The following is a 19,245-nucleotide window of genomic DNA, read 5'->3' as shown; positions in this document are numbered from 1 at the left end:
AACCGAGCAAAAGGCCCGCCATGCGCATCGTTTATATGGGAACCCCCGATTTCGCCGTGCCGGCTCTGGCCGCCCTGGCAAAGGCCGGGCATGAGATCGTTGCGGCCTACAGCCAGCCGCCCCGACCGGCGGGGCGCGGCAAGGCGCTGCGCCCCTCACCCGTCCACGCGATGGCGCAGGAAATGGGCATAGAAGTGCGCACGCCCGTTTCGCTGAAGGATGCAGAAGTGCAGGCCGCCTTCGCCGCACTGGACGCCGATGTGGCGGTGGTCGCCGCCTATGGGTTGATCCTGCCGCGCCCGGTCCTGGATGCTCCGCGCTTCGGCTGCATGAACATCCACGCATCTCTCCTGCCCCGCTGGCGCGGCGCGGCGCCGATCCAGCGCGCCATCCTCGCTGGCGACAATGTCACCGGGGTCACCATCATGGACATGGAGGCAGGGCTGGACACCGGCCCGATGCGCGCCAAGCATGTCACGCCGATAGAGGACAAGACCGCCGGCGCGCTGACGCAGGAACTGGCCGATGCAGGCGCGGAGCTGATGGTCGAGGTGCTGGACGACATCGCCCTCCATCCGCCCGTCGCCCAGCCGGAGGAAGGCGTCACCTACGCTACCAAGATCGACAAGGCGGAATCGCGGATCGATTTCAGCCGCGACGCGCGTCAGGTCGAACGGCAGGTGCGCGCCTTCAACCCGGCGCCCGGCGCCTTCTTCGAATATCGCGGAGAGCGCTTCCGTATCCTCGCCGCCCATGTCGAGGAGGATGAAGGCCCGGCGGGCGAATTGCTCGACAACAGCCTGCTCATCGGCTGCGGCCATGGCAGTATCCGCCCGGCAGCGATCCAGCGCGCGGGCAAGGGCGCCATGTCGGCGGGTGAATTGCTGCGCGGCTTTGACATGCCCGCCGGCAGCCGGGTCGACGCCTGACCCCATGGCCCGTTTCGCCTTCACTGTCGAATTTGACGGCCGCCCCTTCATGGGCTGGCAGCGGCAGGCCCATGGGCCGAGCGTACAGCAGGCGATTGAGGATGCGATCTTCGCCGTCACGGGCGAACGGGTCGCCGTCCATGCGGCGGGCCGCACCGACGCGGGCGTCCATGGCCTTGCCATGCGCGCCCATGCCGACATTGCGAAGGACATGACGCCCTTCCGCCTGATGGAGGCGCTGAACGCGCTGCTCCGCCCGGCGCCGGTCGCGATCCTGGCCTGCAAGACCGTGCCGGATGATTGGCATGCGCGCTTTTCCTGCAACGGCCGATCCTATGTCTATCGCATCGCCAACCGCCGCGCACCGCTGACCTGGGAAGATGGGCTGGTCTGGCGCGTGATCCAGCCACTGGATGCGGAGGCGATGCAGCAGGCCGCGCAACTGCTGGTCGGGCGGCACGACTTCACCACTTTCCGCTCGGTCCATTGCCAGGCGGAAAGCCCGGTAAAGACGCTGGACCGACTGGACGTGGAGCGTTCGGGCGACCGGCTGGCCATTCATGCGGAGGCGCGATCCTTCCTCCACCATCAGGTGCGGTCGATGGTGGGATGCCTTGCCATGGTGGGCATGGGGCGCTGGTCGGCGGCGGACATGGAGGCGGCACGGGACGCGAAGGACCGGGCGGCCCTGGGGCTCAATGCACCGCCGGACGGGCTGTATTTCGTAAGCGCGCGTTATCCGGACGATTGAGACGCGCCGGCTCAGGCGGCAGCGGGATGCGTCACAGGCTGGTCCGGAACGGCGTGAAATTCGTGCCCTCGTCGAACACGTCCAGCCCCTCGGCGCGCTTGAGGCGGTCGACCACGACATAGGTGACGGGCGTCAGCACGGCTTCCCATGTGACCTTCATCAACCAGTTCGTGACCATCACCGTCGCCACCTGTCCGTGGGTCCAGTTGCCGTAGAAGGCGAGCGGATAGAAGAGCAGGCTGTCCACTCCCTGCCCCACGATGGTCGATCCGATGGTCCGCATCCAGAGATGCCTGCCCTGCGTCAGCAGCTTCATCTTGGCGAGGACGAAGCTGTTGGCGAACTCCCCCGCCCAGAAGGCGGTGACGGAGGCGAAGACGATGCGCCATGTGCTGCCAAAGACGGCCTCATAGGCCTTCTGGTCCGGCCATCCCTCCGCCGGGGGCAACTGCACCACCACCCAGCTCATCAGCGCCATGAACAGCATCGCGCCAAAGCCAGCCCAGACGCAGCGCCGCGCCCGCGCATAGCCATAGACTTCCGTCAATACGTCGCCCAGCACATAGCCGAGCGGAAAGAAGAGGATGCCGGCGCCAAAGGTGAAGCCGCCCACGGTCGACAGCTTCGCCGCGCCAATCAGGTTGGACAGCAGCAGGATCGCGACGAAACCAGCCATGCAGAAATCGAAATAGCGCAAGGGCCGCGCACCCAGCGCATAGGCATCGATTTTCCTTACCCCCTTGTCGGTCATGCGCTCCTGCATATCGGGCGCGCGCGCAAATGCAATCGCCCATGATTGCAAGCGGGGCGAAGGGCCGCTATCGAACGCGCCAACGGCCCCGTAGCTCAGCTGGATAGAGCATTCGCCTTCTAAGCGAATGGTCACAGGTTCGAATCCTGTCGGGGTCGCCAATTCCCCTTTGCTTCACCGCTTTTCGCGGCGATCGGCCCCATCCCGGATCGGCCGCATCGCTTCATGGATCATGCCTGTCAGCAACAGGCTGCCTTGCCGCGACAGATGGTCGTCATCGGAATAAAGCGGCACGCCATGCATCATGGTCGCGCAATGGCCGCTGCGGCAGAGAAGACGGTGCGGATAGACGATGCTGACCGCGAAACGCCGCCGCATCGCGTCGAAGGCGCCGAAAACGCTGCGCTGACGCCGCAGATAATCCGCCAGGGGCAGGTCCAGCCCCGCCGGTTCGCTGTAGAGTTCGGCCCGCGCCAGGCTTTCCGGTACATTGCGGCGGAATTCCGGAACCGGGGCGACCAATATGACCCGCTTGCCCATGCCGGTCAGCACACGCACGCTCTCCTCCAGCCCCGCCCGGAACAGCTGGGCATCCCGGCTGAGGCTCCTGTCGTCATTCTCGTCCCGACCAAGATAGCAGGGCATCCCGCCTTCCGGGCGACGTCCATCTGCGCACAGGCCCCAGCGGGACACAAGGAATATGGTGTGGATGGTCGGGCTGTCGCGCAGCATTGCCAGAACCTGCGCATTGAACGCGCTGCAATCATGGCTGGCAGGCTGGTCGAGCCGGTCCAGCCCCAGCAGGGTGGGGCAGGCGGGGTAGGATGCGATCCGTCCGGACAGGCCCAGCGCATCGCCCGCCTGATCGAATGCGGGTTTCAGCGCATGGGCGTGAGAATCGCCCCACAGCAGGAAGCTGGGCGCCGTGCCATTATGCGCGCCCACCGCACAGAGCGTCCGGTGCCGGACCGCCGCCATGCCCGAACAGCGCTCGGGCAGGTAGGCCATGCTCCCGCTCGCTGCGTCGAGCGCAGCGACGGACGGCGCCACCCGCGCGGGCAAGCCGCCCGAAAGATAGAGCAGCGCTCCCGCTCCGCACCCCGCCGCCATCATCGCGCCAGCCAGCGCAAAGGCGCGGCCGTTCGTGAAGCGGCGCGCCCGGCGGAACGGCTCCTCGATGAAACGCCAGGACAGAAAGGCAAAGAGGAAAGAAAGCAGGATGACGAGCAACTGCTCCCGCAAGCGCCAGTCCCCGTCGGTGCGATAGGTCCAGAAGACGACGATCGGCCAGTGCCACAGATAGAGCGAATAGGATATGCGGCCGATGGCTACGGGCACCGCGCCGCCCAGCACCTGGCTGATCGCCGATCCGCTCTGCCCCGCATGCAGGATCAGCAATGCGCCGAGCACGGGATAAAGCGCGTTCAGCCCCGGAAAGACCGTTGCGCTGGAAAAGCCGAACAACGCCCAGCCGATCGACGCCACGCCGGCCAGCGCGCAAAGCTGCGCCGCCCATCTCCTCCGCAGCGGCGGCAACAGGCCCATCGCCAGCAACGCCCCCGCCAGCAATTCCCAGGCGCGGGGAAAGGGAAGGTAGAAGGCCAGCACGGGCGCACGATCGACCAAAAGCAGCGCCGTCGCGAAGGACAGGAGCGCCATCATCGCCAGCAACAGCCGGCTGCGCCCTCCCGCCCGAAAGGCGCAGAGCATCAGGAGCGGGAAGAGGATATAGAATTGCTCCTCCACCGCCAGCGACCATGTGTGCAGCAGCGGCGCCTCCTCCGCCGCGCTGCCGAAATAGCCGCTGTGCCGGGCAAAATGCAGGTTGCTGGCGAAAAGCACCGTCGCTGCGGCGCTCAGGCCAAGAGCGCGATAATCAAGCGGCAGCAGGATCTGGCTGCCGACCAGGATGGTGACCGCGATGGTCGCGAACAGCGCGGGAAATATGCGGCGGATGCGCCGCGCATAGAAATCGGTCAGGCTGAACCGGCCTTCCGTCATTTCCCGGCTGATGATCGTGGCGATCAGATAGCCGGAGATGACAAAGAAGATGTCGACCCCAACGAAACCCCCGGTAAAGGGCCAAAGTCGGACATGATAGAACAGCACCGGCAGCACCGCCAAAGCGCGCAGCCCGTCGATATCGCGACGATAGGCCAGGGATGGCCTGGCGTCCGTCGCGGACGAAACCGGCAAGACCGGACAGGAAGCACTGGCAGCGATGCTTTCCCTCCTCTTTTCCAGGGATTTGGCAGGCGCTCATGGTGATAGAGCCTGTATCGCCCGGCGCATCGGCGCATCGGGACAGTCCCCAAGATCATAGGTGTTAGCAGGCTGGCTGGAAGGCGCAGGGAGGAGCGCGCAAGGGGTGGGTCCTTGACCGATCGGTCAGTCGCTGCTGCCGCGCCCTCCCATCGAACGCAACAGCAAGTCGTCGGTCACCGTCATGGTGAAGATGGGATCGGCGTCGGGCGGCACTTCAGCTATGGCATCGACGAAGGCGGCGCGGGTTTCGGGATCGTCATAGACCATCTTTTGATCGAAGGCCGTGCGCCAGGTCGCCTCGTCGGGCCATTCGGCATAGCCGACGAACCGTCCATCCGCATCGCGATGCAGGCGCGAACCATAGCTGCCATATTTCTCGCGGATCAGGTCGGTTCCCCGGCGCCATGCCTTGCGGAACTGATCCTCCTTGCCGGGGTGGACGCGCCACCAATAGACCGCGACGAACATCGCCTCTCTCCTTCAGGGGAGAGAATGAACTGCGCGGCGGGGAGTTGCGACGAAAAAGAGCAAAGCGCCGTGTCCCTGCAAAGCCGCTGGAAGGAGACCAGTGGCGCGCCGGCACGGTCCAGACGGCAGGGACGGGCTCCCGCCTTCGCAGGAACCCGCCATTCCCCGACGCCTATCCTTGGAACATCAGAGAACCGACTGGCCGGTCTTCTCCCAATCCGCCAGGAAACCCGCAATGCCCTTCTCGGTCAGCACATGGTTGAACAGCGCCTTGATAACGGACGGAGGCGCGGTCATCACGTCGGCACCGATCTTCGCGCTTTCCAGCACATGGATCGGGTGGCGCACGCTGGCCACCAGGATTTCCGTGTCGAACGCGTAATTGTCGTAGATCAGGCGGATATCCTCGATCAGCTTCATGCCGTCAAAGCCATTGTCGTCATGGCGCCCTACGAAGGGCGAGATGAAGCTTGCGCCCGCCTTGGCCGCCAGCAGCGCCTGATTCGCCGAGAAGCAGAGGGTGACGTTCACCATCACGCCCTCGCTGGTCAGCGCCTTGCAGGTCTTGAGGCCATCGATGGTCAGCGGCACCTTGATGCAGACATTGTCGGCGATCTTCCGCAGGACGGCGGCTTCCTTCATCATCGTCTCATGGTCGAGCGCGACGACCTCTGCCGACACCGGGCCTTGGACGATGCCGCAGATTTCCTCCACCACTTCCAGGAACTTGCGGCCCGACTTGTGGATCAGCGAGGGGTTGGTGGTGACGCCGTCGAGCAGGCCGGTAGCGGCCAGTTCGCGGATTTCATTGGTGTCGGCGGTGTCAACGAAGAACTTCATGGATCTGCTCCAGCGGAGGGGAAAGGTTCGAATCGCGTCCCCTTTAGCGGCTCCCTGATGGATTAGCCATTATTGCCGACGACTGGCCCTTTACCGGGCGCCCCGCGCACCATTATGACGGCGGCGCCTTTCCAAAGGACCGATCCATGCTCCGCCGCCTGCGTCCCCGCCACATATTGGACGCGCTGATCTCTGCCGGCCTTCTGGCCGCCTCGCCCGCCCTTGCCGCCAGCCAGGAAAATCAGTTCTGGACGAGCGAATCGCTGGTCGTCCAGGCAAGCGACGCGGACATCGTGTCGCTCGACCTCAGCCAACGTTTCCGCGAGGCCTCCTCCGGTGGCGAGCAGCAGACTGCGCGCATCACGATCGACCACCGCATTGCAAAGGCGGTGCAGATCGGTGGCGGCATCGCCTTCTTCCGGTCCGACCCGGAGCAGGAAATGCGGCTGTTCCAGCAGTTGACGCTGACCAGGGGCATTTGGCTGTCCCGCACCCGCATCGAGCAGCGCTTTTTCGATACGGCGGACAGGGCGAGCTGGCGGCTGCGGCAACGGGTGCAGGCTTCGGTGCCGCTGGATAGGGCGAAGCGGTGGACGCTGATCGCAGCAACCGAGTTGATGTTCCACCTGAACCGCGCCCGTCCCAATGACAAGCTGGGCCTTGCCGTCATGCGCAACCAGATTGGCCTGCGCCATCCGATCACCAGGGCGCTCGACGCGCAACTGCTCTACATGCGGCAGCAGAGCTTTCGCGACGGCCGCCCAGATGCGGTGGCGCATATCCCCTGGCTGACATTGAGCTGGAAGATCTGACGCTTCTTGGCCTTGCCTCCCCTGCCCGGCAGTTTAGGGAGGAGGCAATGAGTTCGCGCGCCCGTGTCATCCTGCTGAACGCCGCCCTGGGGCCCCTCGACTATCGCGTGCCGCACGGGATGGCCGTGAGGCCGGGCAGCATCGTCGTGGCGCCGCTGGGGCCGCGCCAGATCGTCGGCGTCGTGTGGGAAGAGGACAGCTTCCCCGAGATAGAGACGGTGGGCGACAATCGCCTGCGCAATATCATGGCGGTCGTCGACGCGCCGCCCGTGCCCGAAACCGTGCGCCGCCTGATCGAATGGACGGCGGATTATTATCTCGCCCCCATCGCCGCCGTCCTGCGCATGACGCTGGCCTCGATGGCGGCGCTGGAGGGCGCGCGCACCGTCATCGAATATCGCGCCACGGGCGACCTTCCCGACCGCATGACCGAACAGCGTGCCCAGGCGATGGAACGCATCGGCGAACGGCAGGGGCTGATCCGCGAACTGGCGATGATCGGCGGAGTCAGCGACGCGGTGATTCGCGGATTGGTAAAGGCCGGTGCCTTCGAAGCGGTGGAGGTGAGCGTCGACACGCCCTTCCCCATGCCCGATCCCGATCACGCCCCGCCGCTGCTGTCGGACAAGCAGGGCGCCGCCGCCGACCAGTTCATCGCGGCAGTCAGGGACCGGGCCTTCGCTCCCTTCCTGCTCGACGGCGTGACCGGTTCGGGCAAGACGGAGGTCTATTTCGAGGCCATGGCCGCGACGATGAGGGAGGGTCGGCAGGTGCTGGTGCTGCTGCCCGAAATCGCGCTGACCGAACCTTTTCTGGAGCGCTTCGAAAAGCGCTTCGGCACCGTACCGGTCAACTGGCACAGCGGCCTGCGCCAGAGCGAGCGGCGCCGCGCCTGGCGAGCCATTGCGGCTGGCGAGGCGTCGGTCGTGGTCGGCGCCCGCTCGGCGCTGTTCCTGCCCTACCCCAATCTGGGCCTGATCGTCGTCGATGAAGCGCATGAGGCGAGCTTCAAACAGGAGGATGGCGTTCATTATCACGCCCGCGACGTGGCGGTGATGCGCGGCCTCATCGAGAAATTCCCGGTCATCCTCGCTTCCGCGACGCCCGCCATAGAAACGCGACATCAGGTGGAACTCGGCCGCTATCGCGAGATCAAACTGCCATCCCGCTTCGGCGGCGCGGCCATGCCGGAGATAGAGGGCATCAACCTGCTCACCGATCCGCCGGAGCGCGGCCGCTGGATCGCCCCGCCGCTGGTCCGCGCCATTGACGAGACCATGGAGAAGGGCGAGCAGAGCCTGCTTTTCCTCAACCGCCGGGGCTATGCGCCGCTGACGCTCTGTCGCCATTGCGGCTATCGCTTCCAGTGCCCCAATTGCACCGCCTGGATGGTCGAGCACCGGCTGACCCACCGGCTGGCCTGCCATCATTGCGGCCATGTCATCCCCGCCCCGCGCTTCTGCCCGGAATGCAAGGAGGAGGATTCGCTCGTCGCCTGCGGGCCGGGGGTCGAGCGCATCGCGGACGAGGTGAAGGCGCTGTGGCCCAACGCCCGCACCGCCATCGTCACCTCCGACACGCTCTGGTCGCCCGCCAAGGTGGCTGAATTCGTGAAATCAGTGGAGGCAGGCGCCGTCGACATCATCATCGGCACGCAGCTCGTCACCAAGGGCTATCATTTCCCGAACCTGACGCTTGTGGGGGTGATCGACGCCGATCTGGGGCTGGAGGGTGGCGACCTGCGCGCGTCGGAGCGCACCTTCCAGCAGATCGTGCAGGTGGCGGGACGGGCCGGGCGCGGGCAGAAACCAGGCCGCGTCTTCATCCAGACCCGGATGCCGGAGGCGGAGGTGATCAAGGCCCTGATCGCCGGCGATTCGGAGCGCTTCTACGAGGTGGAGACAAAGAATCGCCGCCACGCCAATGCCCCGCCCTTCGGCCGCTTCGCCGCGATCATCGTCTCCAGCGAGGAGGCGGACGAAGCCGCCGAGATCGCCCGGTTGATCGGCAAGTCAGCGCCCCTGATCGACGGGATGCGCGTCTATGGCCCCGCCCCGGCTCCCTTGTCGGTGCTGCGTGGGCGCCATCGCCACCGCCTGCTGATCCACGCCACGCGGCAGGTCGACGTGCAAGGCGCCATTCGCGAATGGCTGGGCAATCTGACCTGGAAATCCGGGACGCGGGTCGCGGTGGACGTCGATCCCTACAACTTCATGTGATGGCCTGAGACACCATAGAAAGTCCCTGCGTCAACATCTGCAAGCTGGACAAGGCCCGGCGCGTCTGCACCGGCTGCGGCCGGACAACGGACGAAATCCAGCGCTGGGCGGGCATGAGCAAAGCCCAGCGCCGCGCGATCATGGAGCGGTTGAAGGACCGCTGAAGCCCGATGATCCTGCGCCGGAGCGCGCCGATACTCAGCCCTTCTCCCTCTCCAGCAACTTCTTCTTGCGCTCCACCCCATAGGCGTAGCCGCCCAGGCTCCCGTCGCTCCGCAACACTCGATGGCAGGGGATCAACACGGCAAGAACATTGTCGCCGCAGGCCGTCCCGGCAGCCCGCACTGCACCTGGCCTGCCGATGGCCGCCGCGATTTCGCCATAGGTGCGCGTCTCCCCCGGCGGAATCGCCCGCAACGCCGCCCATACCGCCTGCTGAAACGCCGTGCCGCTGACGTCGATCGGCAATTCCAGCGACTCGGCAGGCGCGTCGATCAGCCGGACAAGCTGGGCTGCCAGCGCCGAAAACGCCTCGTCGGCGGGCAGGATTTCCGCCTTGGGAAAGCGGCGGCGCAAGTCCGCCTCATCTTCATCGAAACTGATCCGGCACAATCCCCGCTCCGTGCCGGCGACCAGCACTCTCCCCAGGCTGGTCTGCACCACCGCATGGCGAATCGCCACGCCCCGGCCGCCATGCTTCCAGGCGCTGGGCGTCATGCCCAGGTGCCGCTCCGCATCGGCATAGGCGCGGCTAGGGGCATTATAGCCCGCTTCATAGATGGCGCCGGTGACGCTGCCGCCATCCTCCAGCGCGCTTTTCAACCGCTCGGTGCGCAGCGAGCGGGCGTAAGCAGCCGGCGTCATTCCCGTTTCCCGCCTGAACAGCCGGTGGAAATGATGCGGCGAATAGCCCGCATGCGCCGCCACCGCCTCCAGCGAAGGCGGGGTTTCGGCTGCGGCGATGAAGGTGACGGCCGCCTCCACCGCCAGCCGATCGCGTCCCACTTCATCAGGGCGGCAGCGCAGGCAAGCGCGGAAACCCGCCGCCCGCGCTGCCTCCGGGTCGGCCAGGAAGATCATGTTCTCCCGCCGCGGATGCCGCGCGGCACAACTGGGCTTGCAATAGATGCCGGTGGTCAGCACCGCTCCCACGAACCGCCCGTCAAAGCTGCGATCGCGGCGTAAAAACGCGTCCCAGCAGGCGTCGGCGTCAGGCACGGCATGGATCTGGGCTTCGATCTGTCTCATCTCGGTCATGGATAAGAGATAGCCCGCCCGAACGCATCAGGCTTCCTGCCGCTTGCGGTCAAAAAGCGGTTTCTGCGCTTTTTGCGCATTGCCTCTATCCCGCCATCGCATATGAATGCCGCCAGTCATGGTCGCATCATTCCGTCGCCTCGCCCCCTTCCTGGCCGCCCTGCTGGCTCTTGCCGGACCGACCGGCGTGCATGCCGAACAGCAGGACATTGCCGCCGCTGCCCGCGGCGTGGTCCGCGTCGTGCTGGTGGCGACCAACGGTTCCGACGCCTATTTCGTGGGCCACGGCAGCGGCTTTGCCGTCGCGCCGGACAAGATCATCACCAACGCCCATGTCGTCGAACTGACGCGCGAGGAAAAGGATCTCGTCATCGGCGTCATCCCTTCGGAGGGAACCAAGACCTATGGCGGCAAGATCATCGCCTTCTCGCCCGGCAACGACCTTGCGCTGATCCAGCTGGAGGAAGGCCATCTGCCGGTCAGCACCTTCTATGCCGGAGCGGTGAGCGACGGGCAGCATGTGACCGCCATCGGCTATCCGGGCACGGTCGACCGGGCGCAGGGGCTGGGCCTCAAGCAGTTGGTGGAACCGCTCGGCACGGTGAAGACCAGCGGCAATGTTTCCTCCGGCCGGGCCAGCCAGAATTTCGACACGGTGCTGCACACCGCGCCCCTGGCCGCCGGCAACAGCGGCGGACCGCTGATCGATGATTGCGGCCGGGTGCTGGGCGTCAACAGCTTCGGGTCTGTCTCCGACGGCAATGATGCGGAATTCGGATTCGCCGTGTCGTGGCGCGAAATCGCCTCCTTCCTGCGGCAGGCGGGCGTATCGTCGCTGCACACGATCGTTCCCTGCCGTTCGATGGCGGAGGCGGACGCCGCCGAATCCTCCCTGACCCAGCGGGAGCAAGCCCGGAGCGAGCAATCCGAACGCGCCCGCGCGGACGCCCGCGAAGCGGCGCTGAACAAGGCGCGCGACACAGCCGAACGCGACGTCATCTCCGCGCGGGAGAACGCCATGGCGGGCGCCGCCGTGCTGCTGGCGCTGGCGGTGCTCGGGCTGGGCGCGGGCGGCCTGCTCTACAGCCAGGGACGGGAAAAGCGCGCGACCTGGTGGCTGGCCGGCGGCGGCATCCTGCTGTTCGCGGCAATCGGGCTGTTTTTCCTGAAGCCCAGCTTCTCCAGCATAGAGGAGCGCATCAAACTTCCGGAGGATGCGGGCGTCAACGGCAACGGCGCCTATGCCTGGGCGGGCGACAATATCTGCCGGGTGGACATGAACCGCAGCCGGCTTACCATATCCCAGCCCAATGACATCGGGTTCCACTGGGCCGAGGGCGGGTGCGTCGACGGAAACACCCAATATGTTTCCTCCGGCACAGGATGGCAGCGCGCATCCGTGCCCGATGATCATAATTTCGTGACCGTCAGCCGCTTCGATCCTGCGACGGGCACGCTCCGGGTCCAGCGCTGGCTGCCAGACATCGATACCATGGCGAAGGCCCGCGCACTAGGCGGCGGCGCGATCAAGGGGTGCGCGGGCGATCCTGCCCTGCTGGGAAAAATCGCAAGTCTGCAGAATGATCTTGCCGCCCTGCTTCCGGCCCAGCCCAATGAACGGATCGTCTACCATTGCCAAAAGGGTCGGCTCACCCCGGGCGAAGGGTGACGCCCGCCGCAGCCGGTCAACGATTCGGCCCATATTGAAACCCTGTCAAATCGCGATGATTTCATACTGACGGTCGAATCGCGTTCCATGGCTTGCATAGTCACAATCCCACTGCTAACCGGCCCCCCAACAGGGGATCGGGACGGACAGACCGGGCCCCCTTTTTGCATGACCGGCAATTCAAATTGCCTGGAATCAAGTGGAGGACGGTAAGCGCGTGGAGACGACCGGCGGTATTCAGGCCAGCCTCAGCGGCCGCTATGCGGTGGCGCTGTTCGATCTGGCCCGCGACGGCAAGACGCTCGACACCGTCGCGGCGAGCTTGGCTGCGCTCAAGGCGGCCCTGGCCGAATCGGCCGATTTCAAGGGTCTGGTGAACAACCCCGTCCTCAGCCGTGACGCAGCAGGCAAGACAATCGCCGCGGTCGCATCCTCCATGGGTCTCGACGCGCTGACCACGAATTTCCTGGGCGTGCTGGCCCAGAACCGCCGCCTTTCCCAGCTGCCCGCAATCATCCGCGCCTATGAAACGCTGCTGTCGAATCACAAGGGCGAGGTTCGCGCCGAAGTGACGAGCGCCCATCCGCTCGACGCCGGACAGGTCAGCGCCCTGCAGCAGGGCCTTCGCGCCCGCGTCGGCCGCGACGTCGCGCTCGATGCCAAGGTCGATCCCGCGATCCTGGGGGGGCTGGTCGTCAAGATCGGCAGCCAGATGATCGATTCCTCCATCCGCACCCGTTTGAATAGTCTCGCTTTGGCGATGAAAGGCTGAACATGGATATCAACGCCGCAGAAATTTCGAAGGTCATCAAGGACCAGATCGCCAATTTCGGCACCGAAGCGCAGGTGAGCGAAGTCGGTTCCGTGCTGACCGTGGGTGACGGCATCGCCCGCGTCCATGGCCTCGACAACGTCCAGGCGGGCGAAATGGTCGAGTTCGCCAATGGCGTGCAGGGCATGGCGCTCAACCTCGAAGCCGACAATGTCGGCGTCGTGATCTTCGGCTCGGACGCCGAGATCAAGGAAGGCGACACCGTCAAGCGCACCGGCACCATCGTGGACGTTCCCGTGGGCAAGGGCCTGCTCGGCCGCGTGGTCGACGGCCTCGGCAACCCGATCGATGGCAAGGGCCCGATCCAGTACACCGAACGCAAGCGCGTTGAAGTCAAGGCGCCCGGCATCATCCCCCGCAAATCGGTGCACGAACCCGTGCAGACCGGCCTGAAGGCGATCGACGCCCTCGTCCCCGTCGGCCGTGGCCAGCGCGAGCTGATCATCGGCGACCGCCAGACCGGCAAGACCGCCGTCGCGATCGATACCTTCATCAACCAGAAGGGCATCAACGCGGGCGACGATGAGAGCAAGAAGCTCTATTGCATCTACGTCGCGGTCGGCCAGAAGCGCTCGACCGTCGCGCAGATCGTGAAGCAGCTCGAAGAAAATGGCGCGATGGAATATTCCATCGTCGTCGCCGCGACCGCTTCGGAACCCGCTCCGCTCCAGTATCTGGCGCCCTATACCGGCGTCACCATGGGCGAATTTTTCCGCGACAACGGCATGCATGCCGTGATCGTCTATGACGACCTTTCCAAGCAGGCCGTCGCCTATCGCCAGATGTCGCTGCTGCTGCGCCGTCCTCCGGGCCGCGAAGCCTATCCCGGCGACGTCTTCTATCTCCACAGCCGCCTGCTGGAGCGCGCTGCGAAGATGAACGACGCCAATGGCAATGGCTCACTGACCGCGCTGCCGATCATCGAGACTCAGGCGGGCGACGTGTCGGCCTATATCCCGACCAACGTGATCTCGATCACCGACGGCCAGATCTTCCTCGAAACCAACCTCTTCTATCAGGGCATCCGTCCGGCCATCAACGTCGGCCTGTCGGTGTCGCGCGTCGGTTCCGCCGCACAGACCAAGGCGATGAAGAAGGTGTCGGGCTCGATCAAGCTGGAGCTGGCCCAGTATCGCGAAATGGCGGCCTTCGCCCAGTTCGGTTCGGACCTCGACGCTTCGACCCAGAAGCTGCTGAACCGCGGCGCTCGCCTGACCGAGCTGCTCAAGCAGGCCCAGTTCTCGCCCCTGCCCTTCGAAGAGCAGACCGCGTCAATCTTCGCTGGCACCAACGGCTATCTCGACAGCGTGCCCGTCAAGGACGTGACCCGTTATGAAGAGCTGATGCTCGCCTATCTGCGTCACGACCATGCCGACGTGCTGGCCGCGATCCGCGACAGCAAGGACCTGGGTGACGAGCCCAAGGCCAAGCTGAAGGCCGCGCTCGACAGCTTCGGCAAGACCTTCGCCTAATATTTAGCCGTCACCCCAGCGAAAGCTGGGGTCTCAGGCCGGATAGGTCCGACCTGGGGGCGTGAGATGCCAGTCTGCGCTGGCATGACGGAACAGGATTGAACGAGACGGGACATGGCCAGCCTCAAGGAACTGAAGATCCGTATCGGGTCGGTTAAATCGACCCAGAAGATCACCAAGGCGAAGCAGATGGTCGCCGCCGCGAAGCTGCGCAAGGCGCAGGCCGCGGCTGAGGCTGCGCGCTCCTATTCCAGCCGCCTCGAAGCGGTCGTCGCCAGCCTCGCGTCGAAGATCGCCGGCGGTTCGGGCGAAGGCGCTTCCCCGCTGCTCGCCGGCACCGGCAAGGACGACGTGCATCTGCTGGTCGTCGCCAACTCCGACCGCGGCCTCGCCGGCGCGTTCAACGCGAATATCGTCAAGGCCGCCCGCGCCAAGGCGCAAGAACTGATCGACGCGGGCAAGACCGTCCGTTTCTACCTCATCGGTCGCAAGGGTCGCCCGGTCATCAACCGCACTTTCCCCGGCATGATCGTCGCCCAATATGACACGACGGGCGCCAAGGAGCCGGGCTATGCGCAGGCTGAAGCCATAGCGCACGAGCTGACCGACATGTATCTGAACGGCAAGTTCGACGTCGCGCACCTCTTCTTCTCGCGCTTCAAGTCGGCGCTCGCCCAGATCCCGACCGAGCAGCAGATCATCCCGGTCAAGATTCCCGAAGACGCCGACCGCAACGCCATCGGCGCGACGGTGGAGTATGAACCGAGCGAGGAAGCGATCCTCGACGACCTGCTGCCGCGCAACATCACGGTGCAGATTTTCAAGGCATTGCTGGAAAACAATGCGTCCGAACAGGGCGCGTCGATGACGGCCATGGACAATGCGACCCGCAATGCCGGCGACCTCATCAACAAGCTGACGATCCAGTATAACCGCAGCCGCCAGGCCGCGATCACCACCGAACTCGTCGAAATCATTTCGGGCGCCGAGGCCTTGTAAAGAAGGTGTTTGATGCTGCTATCTCTTCTTTTGGCTGCAAGTTCAACCGCGCTACCGTCAGCTGAGGAAGTGGGATCAGCCTTGGCGATATCTCGAGGCTGCAGAGATTTGGATGGCTATACAAATTGCAACCCGGAGCAGCCTGTAGGAGCGACTTTTAGAGAAGTTTTGTGCGTTGAATATGGAAGCGATAAAGATGGAGACATCATCGCCCGCTGCGTATTCAAAGGTGCGAGAGTGAAATTTTCCGGTAAGCGCCGAAAGCTTGAAGAGCTTGGCGATGGCTCAATTGATGTAATTTACCACGGCGACATCTGGTTGCCGGCACGCTGACAAAGAAGGCAAGGAAACGAAGCAATGGCAACCACCAACAATGTAGGCCGCATCTCGCAGGTCATCGGCGCTGTCGTCGACGTGACCTTCCCCGATGCGGTGCCGTTCATTCTCTCGGCGCTGGAAACCAGCAACAACGGCCAGCGCCTCGTTCTGGAAGTCGCCCAGCATCTGGGTGAGAACACCGTCCGCACCATCGCGATGGACTCGACCGACGGTCTGACCCGCGGTCAGGAAGTCATCGACACCGGCGCGCAGATCCGCGTTCCCGTCGGCCCGGCCACCCTCGGCCGCATCCTGAACGTCGTCGGCGAGCCGATCGACGAGCGCGGCCCGGTGGAAACCACCCTCTCCGCCCCGATCCACGCCAAGGCTCCCGAGTTCGTCGACCAGTCGACCGACGCGTCGATCCTCGTCACCGGCATCAAGGTCATCGACCTTCTCGCCCCCTATGCGAAGGGCGGCAAGATCGGCCTGTTCGGTGGCGCGGGCGTAGGCAAGACCGTGCTCATCCAGGAACTGATCAACAATATCGCCAAGGGCCATGGTGGCACCTCGGTGTTCGCGGGCGTCGGTGAGCGTACCCGCGAGGGCAACGACCTTTATCACGAATTTCTCGACGCCGGCGTTATCGCCAAGGACGCCGACGGCAACGCAATCAGCGAAGGCTCCAAGGTGGCGCTGGTCTATGGCCAGATGAACGAGCCCCCGGGCGCCCGCGCCCGCGTCGCCCTGTCGGGCCTCACCATCGCGGAATATTTCCGCGACCAGGAAGGCCAGGACGTGCTGTTCTTCGTCGACAACATCTTCCGCTTCACCCAGGCGGGCGCGGAAGTGTCGGCCCTGCTTGGCCGTATCCCTTCGGCCGTGGGCTATCAGCCAACCCTCGCCACCGACATGGGCGCCCTTCAGGAGCGCATCACCTCGACCAACAAGGGTTCGATCACCTCGGTGCAGGCCGTGTACGTCCCCGCGGACGACTTGACTGACCCGGCACCGGCGACTTCGTTCGCGCACTTGGACGCCACCACCGTTCTCAACCGCGCCATTTCGGAACTGGGCATCTATCCGGCGGTCGACCCGCTGGACTCGACCAGCCGCGTTCTGGAACCCCGCGTCGTAGGGCAAGAACATTATGAAACCGCCCGGGCGGTTCAGGCGATCCTGCAGAAGTACAAGTCGCTTCAGGACATCATCGCGATCCTGGGCATGGACGAACTGTCCGAAGAGGACAAGCTGACCGTCGCCCGCGCCCGCAAGATCCAGAAGTTCCTGTCGCAGCCCTTCCACGTCGCCGAAGTCTTCACCGGCATCTCGGGCAAGTTCGTCCAGATCGAGGACACGGTGAAGTCGTTCAAGGCCGTGGTCGAAGGCGAATATGACCATCTGCCTGAAAACGCCTTCTACATGGTCGGCGGCATCGACGAAGCCGTCGAGAAGGCGAAGAAGCTGGCTGCCGAAGCCGCCTAAGCAACGCTCATGTCCCCCTCCCTCTTCATGGGAGGGGATTTAGGACTTCCCAAGAATGGCACTGCATTTCGAACTCGTGACCCCGGAAAAGCTCGTCCGCTCGGAAGAGGTCTATCAGGTGGTCGTCCCCGGCACCGATGGCGACTTCGGCGTGCTGGAGGGCCATGCACCCTTCATGTCGACCGTTCGCGACGGCGCGATTCAGATCTTCGCGTCGTCAGGCGCTGCACCGGAGGTCATTCCGGTTCGCGGCGGCTTCGCCGAGGTCAACGAAAAGGGCCTGACCGTCCTTGCGGAGCATGCGGGCTGACATCAGCCACAGCGACATATGCTACAGAAGGGCCGTGCTCCAATCCGGAGCGCGGCCCTTCTTTTTTGCGCGTTTCCATCCTGCCTTGCCCGGCAAGACGACCCGTCGCCATTAGGCATTTATCAAAGTTTCCGCCTTATTCACCTTTTTCAGCCACAGCTGTGCCCCAGTCATTTCGGCGGAGAATTATGAGCGCGTTTGGACGGAAAAATGGACCTGCAGGCATCAAGCCAGGTTTCGGCCTCGCCCGACCGATGCAGGGGGGCGCGCCCAGGGAAGAGGTCAAGGGCGGCGAGCAATTCCCGCCCCTGGACATGACCGCCATCCCGACGGAAGCGCCGCTCGACCCGCTTTCCGCGCCCACCGGCCAGATGCAGCGCAATGCCGACGCGATGCAGCGTCTGTCGGATCGCGCCAATGCCGAACATGCCGCCGATGCCGGACCCCAGGGCTTCGAAGCCTCGGTCCACAAGATCAAGGAGCAGGTGCTTCCCCGCCTGCTGGAACGTGTCGACCCCGAAGCCGCCGCCACGCTGACCAAGGATGAACTGGCCGAGGAATTCCGCCCGATCATCATGGAGGTGCTGGCGGAACTGAAGCTGACCCTCAACCGCCGCGAACAATTCGCGCTGGAAAAGGTGCTGGTGGACGAACTGCTCGGCCTCGGCCCGCTGGAGGAACTGCTGGCGGATCCGGACGTCAGCGACATCATGGTCAATGGTCCTGAGCAGACCTATATCGAAAAGAAGGGCAAGCTCCAGATCGCGCCCATCAAGTTCCGCGACGAAGAACATCTGTTCCAGATCGCCCAGCGCATCGTGAACAAGGTCGGCCGCCGCGTCGACCAGACCACGCCGCTGGCCGACGCCCGCCTGCCCGACGGCAGCCGCGTGAACGTGATCGTACCGCCGCTGTCGCTGCGTGGCACGGCCATCTCGATCCGTAAATTCTCCGCCAAGCCGATCACCCTCGACATGCTCGCCCAATGGGGCGCGATGAGCCAGAAGATGTGCACGGCGCTCAAGATCGCAGGCGCCTGCCGCTTCAACATCGTCATCTCGGGCGGTACGGGTTCGGGCAAGACCACCATGCTCAACGCCCTGTCGAAGATGATCGATCCGGGCGAACGCGTGCTGACCATCGAGGACGCGGCCGAACTGCGCCTGCAACAGCCGCACTGGCTGCCGCTGGAAACACGCCCGCCGAACCTGGAGGGCCAGGGCGCGATCACCATCGGCGACCTTGTCAAGAACGCCCTGCGTATGCGCCCTGACCGCATCATCCTGGGCGAAATTCGTGGCGCGGAGTGTTTCGACCTGCTCGCCGCGATGAACACCGGCCATGACGGCTCCATGTGTACGCTCCACTCCAACTCCCCGCGCGAATGCCTGGGCCGTATGGAAAACATGATCCTGATGGGCGACATCAAGATCCCGAAGGAAGCGATTTCCAAGCAGATCGCCGACTCGGTCGACCTGATCGTGCAGGTGAAGCGCCTGCGCGACGGTTCGCGCCGCGTCACCAACGTCACCGAAGTCATCGGCATGGAAGGCGACGTGATCGTCACCCAGGAACTGTTCAAGTTCGAATATCATGACGAGGACGACAGCGGGAAGATCATCGGCGAATATCGATCCATGGGCCTGCGCCCCTACACGCTCGACAAGGCCCGGCAGTTCGGCTTCGACCAGCCTTTCCTGGAAGCCTGCCTGTAACGATCGGCGCCTCCAGTCGCTTCCAAGCGATCCGAACTGGCCGCCGACCCTGATATGCCGGGAAAGCAGGGAACCCGGATTGGGTTTGTAACAATGTGTTGCCGGCGGACATTTTCCGCTGGCCCGCTTGCGCAAGGCGCGCATCATCGGCAC

18 protein-coding genes and 1 tRNA gene are annotated in these 19,245 nt (G+C 64.6%); 14 read left to right on the top strand and 5 right to left on the bottom strand.

The features are described 5' to 3' along the window. Window positions 1-20: 20 nt before the first annotated feature. Complete coding sequence (fmt, locus tag MRBLSP13_RS18415) at window positions 21-929, top strand: methionyl-tRNA formyltransferase (protein ID WP_363737212.1); 909 nt, start codon at window positions 21-23, stop codon at window positions 927-929. A 4-nt stretch (window positions 930-933) separates the two neighbouring features. After that, entirely contained in the window at window positions 934-1,680 is a 747-nt protein-coding gene (gene truA, locus MRBLSP13_RS18410) for a tRNA pseudouridine(38-40) synthase TruA (protein WP_363737213.1), read from the top strand. 31 nt (window positions 1,681-1,711) lie between these two features. On the opposite strand, the gene MRBLSP13_RS18405 is transcribed toward truA, so the two are convergent. Next, a complete protein-coding gene (locus MRBLSP13_RS18405) occupies window positions 1,712-2,431 on the bottom strand; it encodes a queuosine precursor transporter (RefSeq protein WP_363755966.1) in 720 nt (239 codons plus the stop codon). A gap of 84 nt (window positions 2,432-2,515) precedes the next feature. Here MRBLSP13_RS18405 and MRBLSP13_RS18400 point away from each other — a divergent pair. After that, window positions 2,516-2,592 (top strand) — tRNA-Arg (locus tag MRBLSP13_RS18400). A gap of 13 nt (window positions 2,593-2,605) precedes the next feature. Here the strand turns inward: MRBLSP13_RS18400 and MRBLSP13_RS18395 are convergent. From MRBLSP13_RS18395 to fsa, 3 genes are all read right to left on the bottom strand, one after another. Further along, the gene (locus tag MRBLSP13_RS18395) at window positions 2,606-4,627 is read right to left on the bottom strand and encodes an acyltransferase family protein (protein ID WP_363755964.1); all 2,022 of its coding nucleotides are present in this window, start codon (window positions 4,625-4,627) and stop codon (window positions 2,606-2,608) included. 192 nt (window positions 4,628-4,819) lie between these two features. Then, window positions 4,820-5,164 (bottom strand): antibiotic biosynthesis monooxygenase family protein, encoded by a 345-nt coding sequence (locus tag MRBLSP13_RS18390; protein ID WP_363737216.1) that lies wholly within the window; start codon window positions 5,162-5,164, stop codon window positions 4,820-4,822. A gap of 186 nt (window positions 5,165-5,350) precedes the next feature. Then, window positions 5,351-6,004 (bottom strand): fructose-6-phosphate aldolase, encoded by a 654-nt coding sequence (fsa, locus tag MRBLSP13_RS18385; RefSeq protein ID WP_363755962.1) that lies wholly within the window; start codon window positions 6,002-6,004, stop codon window positions 5,351-5,353. Between the two features lie 146 nt (window positions 6,005-6,150). On the opposite strand from fsa, the gene MRBLSP13_RS18380 reads away from it, so the two are divergent. Genes MRBLSP13_RS18380 through MRBLSP13_RS18370 form a run of 3 tightly spaced genes read left to right on the top strand, consistent with a single transcriptional unit; the run spans window position 6,151 to window position 9,199 of the window. Beyond that, complete coding sequence (locus tag MRBLSP13_RS18380; protein WP_363755960.1) at window positions 6,151-6,816, top strand: DUF2490 domain-containing protein; 666 nt, start codon at window positions 6,151-6,153, stop codon at window positions 6,814-6,816. A gap of 47 nt (window positions 6,817-6,863) precedes the next feature. After that, entirely contained in the window at window positions 6,864-9,035 is a 2,172-nt protein-coding gene (locus MRBLSP13_RS18375; protein ID WP_363755958.1) for a primosomal protein N', read from the top strand. Window positions 9,036-9,049: 14 nt separating this feature from the next. Next, the gene (locus MRBLSP13_RS18370) at window positions 9,050-9,199 is read left to right on the top strand and encodes a DUF1289 domain-containing protein (RefSeq protein ID WP_363756038.1); all 150 of its coding nucleotides are present in this window, start codon (window positions 9,050-9,052) and stop codon (window positions 9,197-9,199) included. A 34-nt stretch (window positions 9,200-9,233) separates the two neighbouring features. On the opposite strand, the gene ada is transcribed toward MRBLSP13_RS18370, so the two are convergent. Further along, the gene (ada, locus tag MRBLSP13_RS18365; RefSeq protein WP_363755956.1) at window positions 9,234-10,292 is read right to left on the bottom strand and encodes a bifunctional DNA-binding transcriptional regulator/O6-methylguanine-DNA methyltransferase Ada; all 1,059 of its coding nucleotides are present in this window, start codon (window positions 10,290-10,292) and stop codon (window positions 9,234-9,236) included. Between the two features lie 118 nt (window positions 10,293-10,410). On the opposite strand from ada, the gene MRBLSP13_RS18360 reads away from it, so the two are divergent. The 8 genes from MRBLSP13_RS18360 (at window position 10,411) to MRBLSP13_RS18325 (ending at window position 19,092) form a co-directional block, all read left to right on the top strand. Continuing rightward, window positions 10,411-11,961 (top strand): S1C family serine protease, encoded by a 1,551-nt coding sequence (locus MRBLSP13_RS18360; protein ID WP_363737222.1) that lies wholly within the window; start codon window positions 10,411-10,413, stop codon window positions 11,959-11,961. Between the two features lie 217 nt (window positions 11,962-12,178). Then, a complete protein-coding gene (locus tag MRBLSP13_RS18355; protein ID WP_133653031.1) occupies window positions 12,179-12,733 on the top strand; it encodes a F0F1 ATP synthase subunit delta in 555 nt (184 codons plus the stop codon). Window positions 12,734-12,735: 2 nt separating this feature from the next. Next, on the top strand, window positions 12,736-14,265 hold the full coding sequence (gene atpA, locus MRBLSP13_RS18350; protein ID WP_363737223.1) for a F0F1 ATP synthase subunit alpha: 1,530 nt from the start codon (window positions 12,736-12,738) through the stop codon (window positions 14,263-14,265). A 114-nt stretch (window positions 14,266-14,379) separates the two neighbouring features. After that, a complete protein-coding gene (locus MRBLSP13_RS18345) occupies window positions 14,380-15,264 on the top strand; it encodes a F0F1 ATP synthase subunit gamma (RefSeq protein ID WP_363755954.1) in 885 nt (294 codons plus the stop codon). Window positions 15,265-15,276: 12 nt separating this feature from the next. Further along, window positions 15,277-15,597: a hypothetical protein gene (locus tag MRBLSP13_RS18340; RefSeq protein ID WP_363737225.1), complete on the top strand. Its 321-nt coding sequence runs from the start codon at window positions 15,277-15,279 to the stop codon at window positions 15,595-15,597. Between the two features lie 24 nt (window positions 15,598-15,621). Beyond that, window positions 15,622-17,067 carry a F0F1 ATP synthase subunit beta gene (gene atpD / locus MRBLSP13_RS18335; RefSeq protein WP_363737226.1) on the top strand — a complete coding sequence of 482 codons (1,446 nt, stop codon included), beginning with the start codon at window positions 15,622-15,624 and terminating at the stop codon, window positions 17,065-17,067. Window positions 17,068-17,122: 55 nt separating this feature from the next. After that, the gene (locus MRBLSP13_RS18330; RefSeq protein WP_133652903.1) at window positions 17,123-17,377 is read left to right on the top strand and encodes an ATP synthase F1 subunit epsilon; all 255 of its coding nucleotides are present in this window, start codon (window positions 17,123-17,125) and stop codon (window positions 17,375-17,377) included. 188 nt (window positions 17,378-17,565) lie between these two features. After that, window positions 17,566-19,092 carry a CpaF family protein gene (locus tag MRBLSP13_RS18325; protein WP_363737227.1) on the top strand — a complete coding sequence of 509 codons (1,527 nt, stop codon included), beginning with the start codon at window positions 17,566-17,568 and terminating at the stop codon, window positions 19,090-19,092. Window positions 19,093-19,245 lie beyond the last annotated feature (153 nt).

The sequence above is a fragment of the Sphingobium sp. LSP13-1-1.1 genome (assembly GCF_040676415.1).
Lineage (GTDB): Bacteria > Pseudomonadota > Alphaproteobacteria > Sphingomonadales > Sphingomonadaceae > Sphingobium.
This window is presented reverse-complemented; position numbering and strand designations above follow the sequence as displayed.

Excerpts from the sequence above, each read along its gene's own strand:
- MRBLSP13_RS18375 (WP_363755958.1), top strand. The coding sequence starts at position 6,864 with ATGAGTTCGCGCGCCCGTGTCATCCTGCTGAACGCCGCCCTGGGGCCC.
- fsa (WP_363755962.1), bottom strand. The coding sequence starts at position 6,004 with ATGAAGTTCTTCGTTGACACCGCCGACACCAATGAAATCCGCGAACTG.
- atpD (WP_363737226.1), top strand. The coding sequence starts at position 15,622 with ATGGCAACCACCAACAATGTAGGCCGCATCTCGCAGGTCATCGGCGCT.
- truA (WP_363737213.1), top strand. The coding sequence starts at position 934 with ATGGCCCGTTTCGCCTTCACTGTCGAATTTGACGGCCGCCCCTTCATG.
- fmt (WP_363737212.1), top strand. The coding sequence starts at position 21 with ATGCGCATCGTTTATATGGGAACCCCCGATTTCGCCGTGCCGGCTCTG.
- MRBLSP13_RS18330 (WP_133652903.1), top strand. The coding sequence starts at position 17,123 with ATGGCACTGCATTTCGAACTCGTGACCCCGGAAAAGCTCGTCCGCTCG.
- MRBLSP13_RS18380 (WP_363755960.1), top strand. The coding sequence starts at position 6,151 with ATGCTCCGCCGCCTGCGTCCCCGCCACATATTGGACGCGCTGATCTCT.
- MRBLSP13_RS18360 (WP_363737222.1), top strand. The coding sequence starts at position 10,411 with ATGGTCGCATCATTCCGTCGCCTCGCCCCCTTCCTGGCCGCCCTGCTG.
- MRBLSP13_RS18390 (WP_363737216.1), bottom strand. The coding sequence starts at position 5,164 with ATGTTCGTCGCGGTCTATTGGTGGCGCGTCCACCCCGGCAAGGAGGAT.
- MRBLSP13_RS18325 (WP_363737227.1), top strand. The coding sequence starts at position 17,566 with ATGAGCGCGTTTGGACGGAAAAATGGACCTGCAGGCATCAAGCCAGGT.
- MRBLSP13_RS18405 (WP_363755966.1), bottom strand. The coding sequence starts at position 2,431 with ATGACCGACAAGGGGGTAAGGAAAATCGATGCCTATGCGCTGGGTGCG.
- atpA (WP_363737223.1), top strand. The coding sequence starts at position 12,736 with ATGGATATCAACGCCGCAGAAATTTCGAAGGTCATCAAGGACCAGATC.
- MRBLSP13_RS18340 (WP_363737225.1), top strand. The coding sequence starts at position 15,277 with ATGCTGCTATCTCTTCTTTTGGCTGCAAGTTCAACCGCGCTACCGTCA.
- MRBLSP13_RS18345 (WP_363755954.1), top strand. The coding sequence starts at position 14,380 with ATGGCCAGCCTCAAGGAACTGAAGATCCGTATCGGGTCGGTTAAATCG.
- ada (WP_363755956.1), bottom strand. The coding sequence starts at position 10,292 with ATGACCGAGATGAGACAGATCGAAGCCCAGATCCATGCCGTGCCTGAC.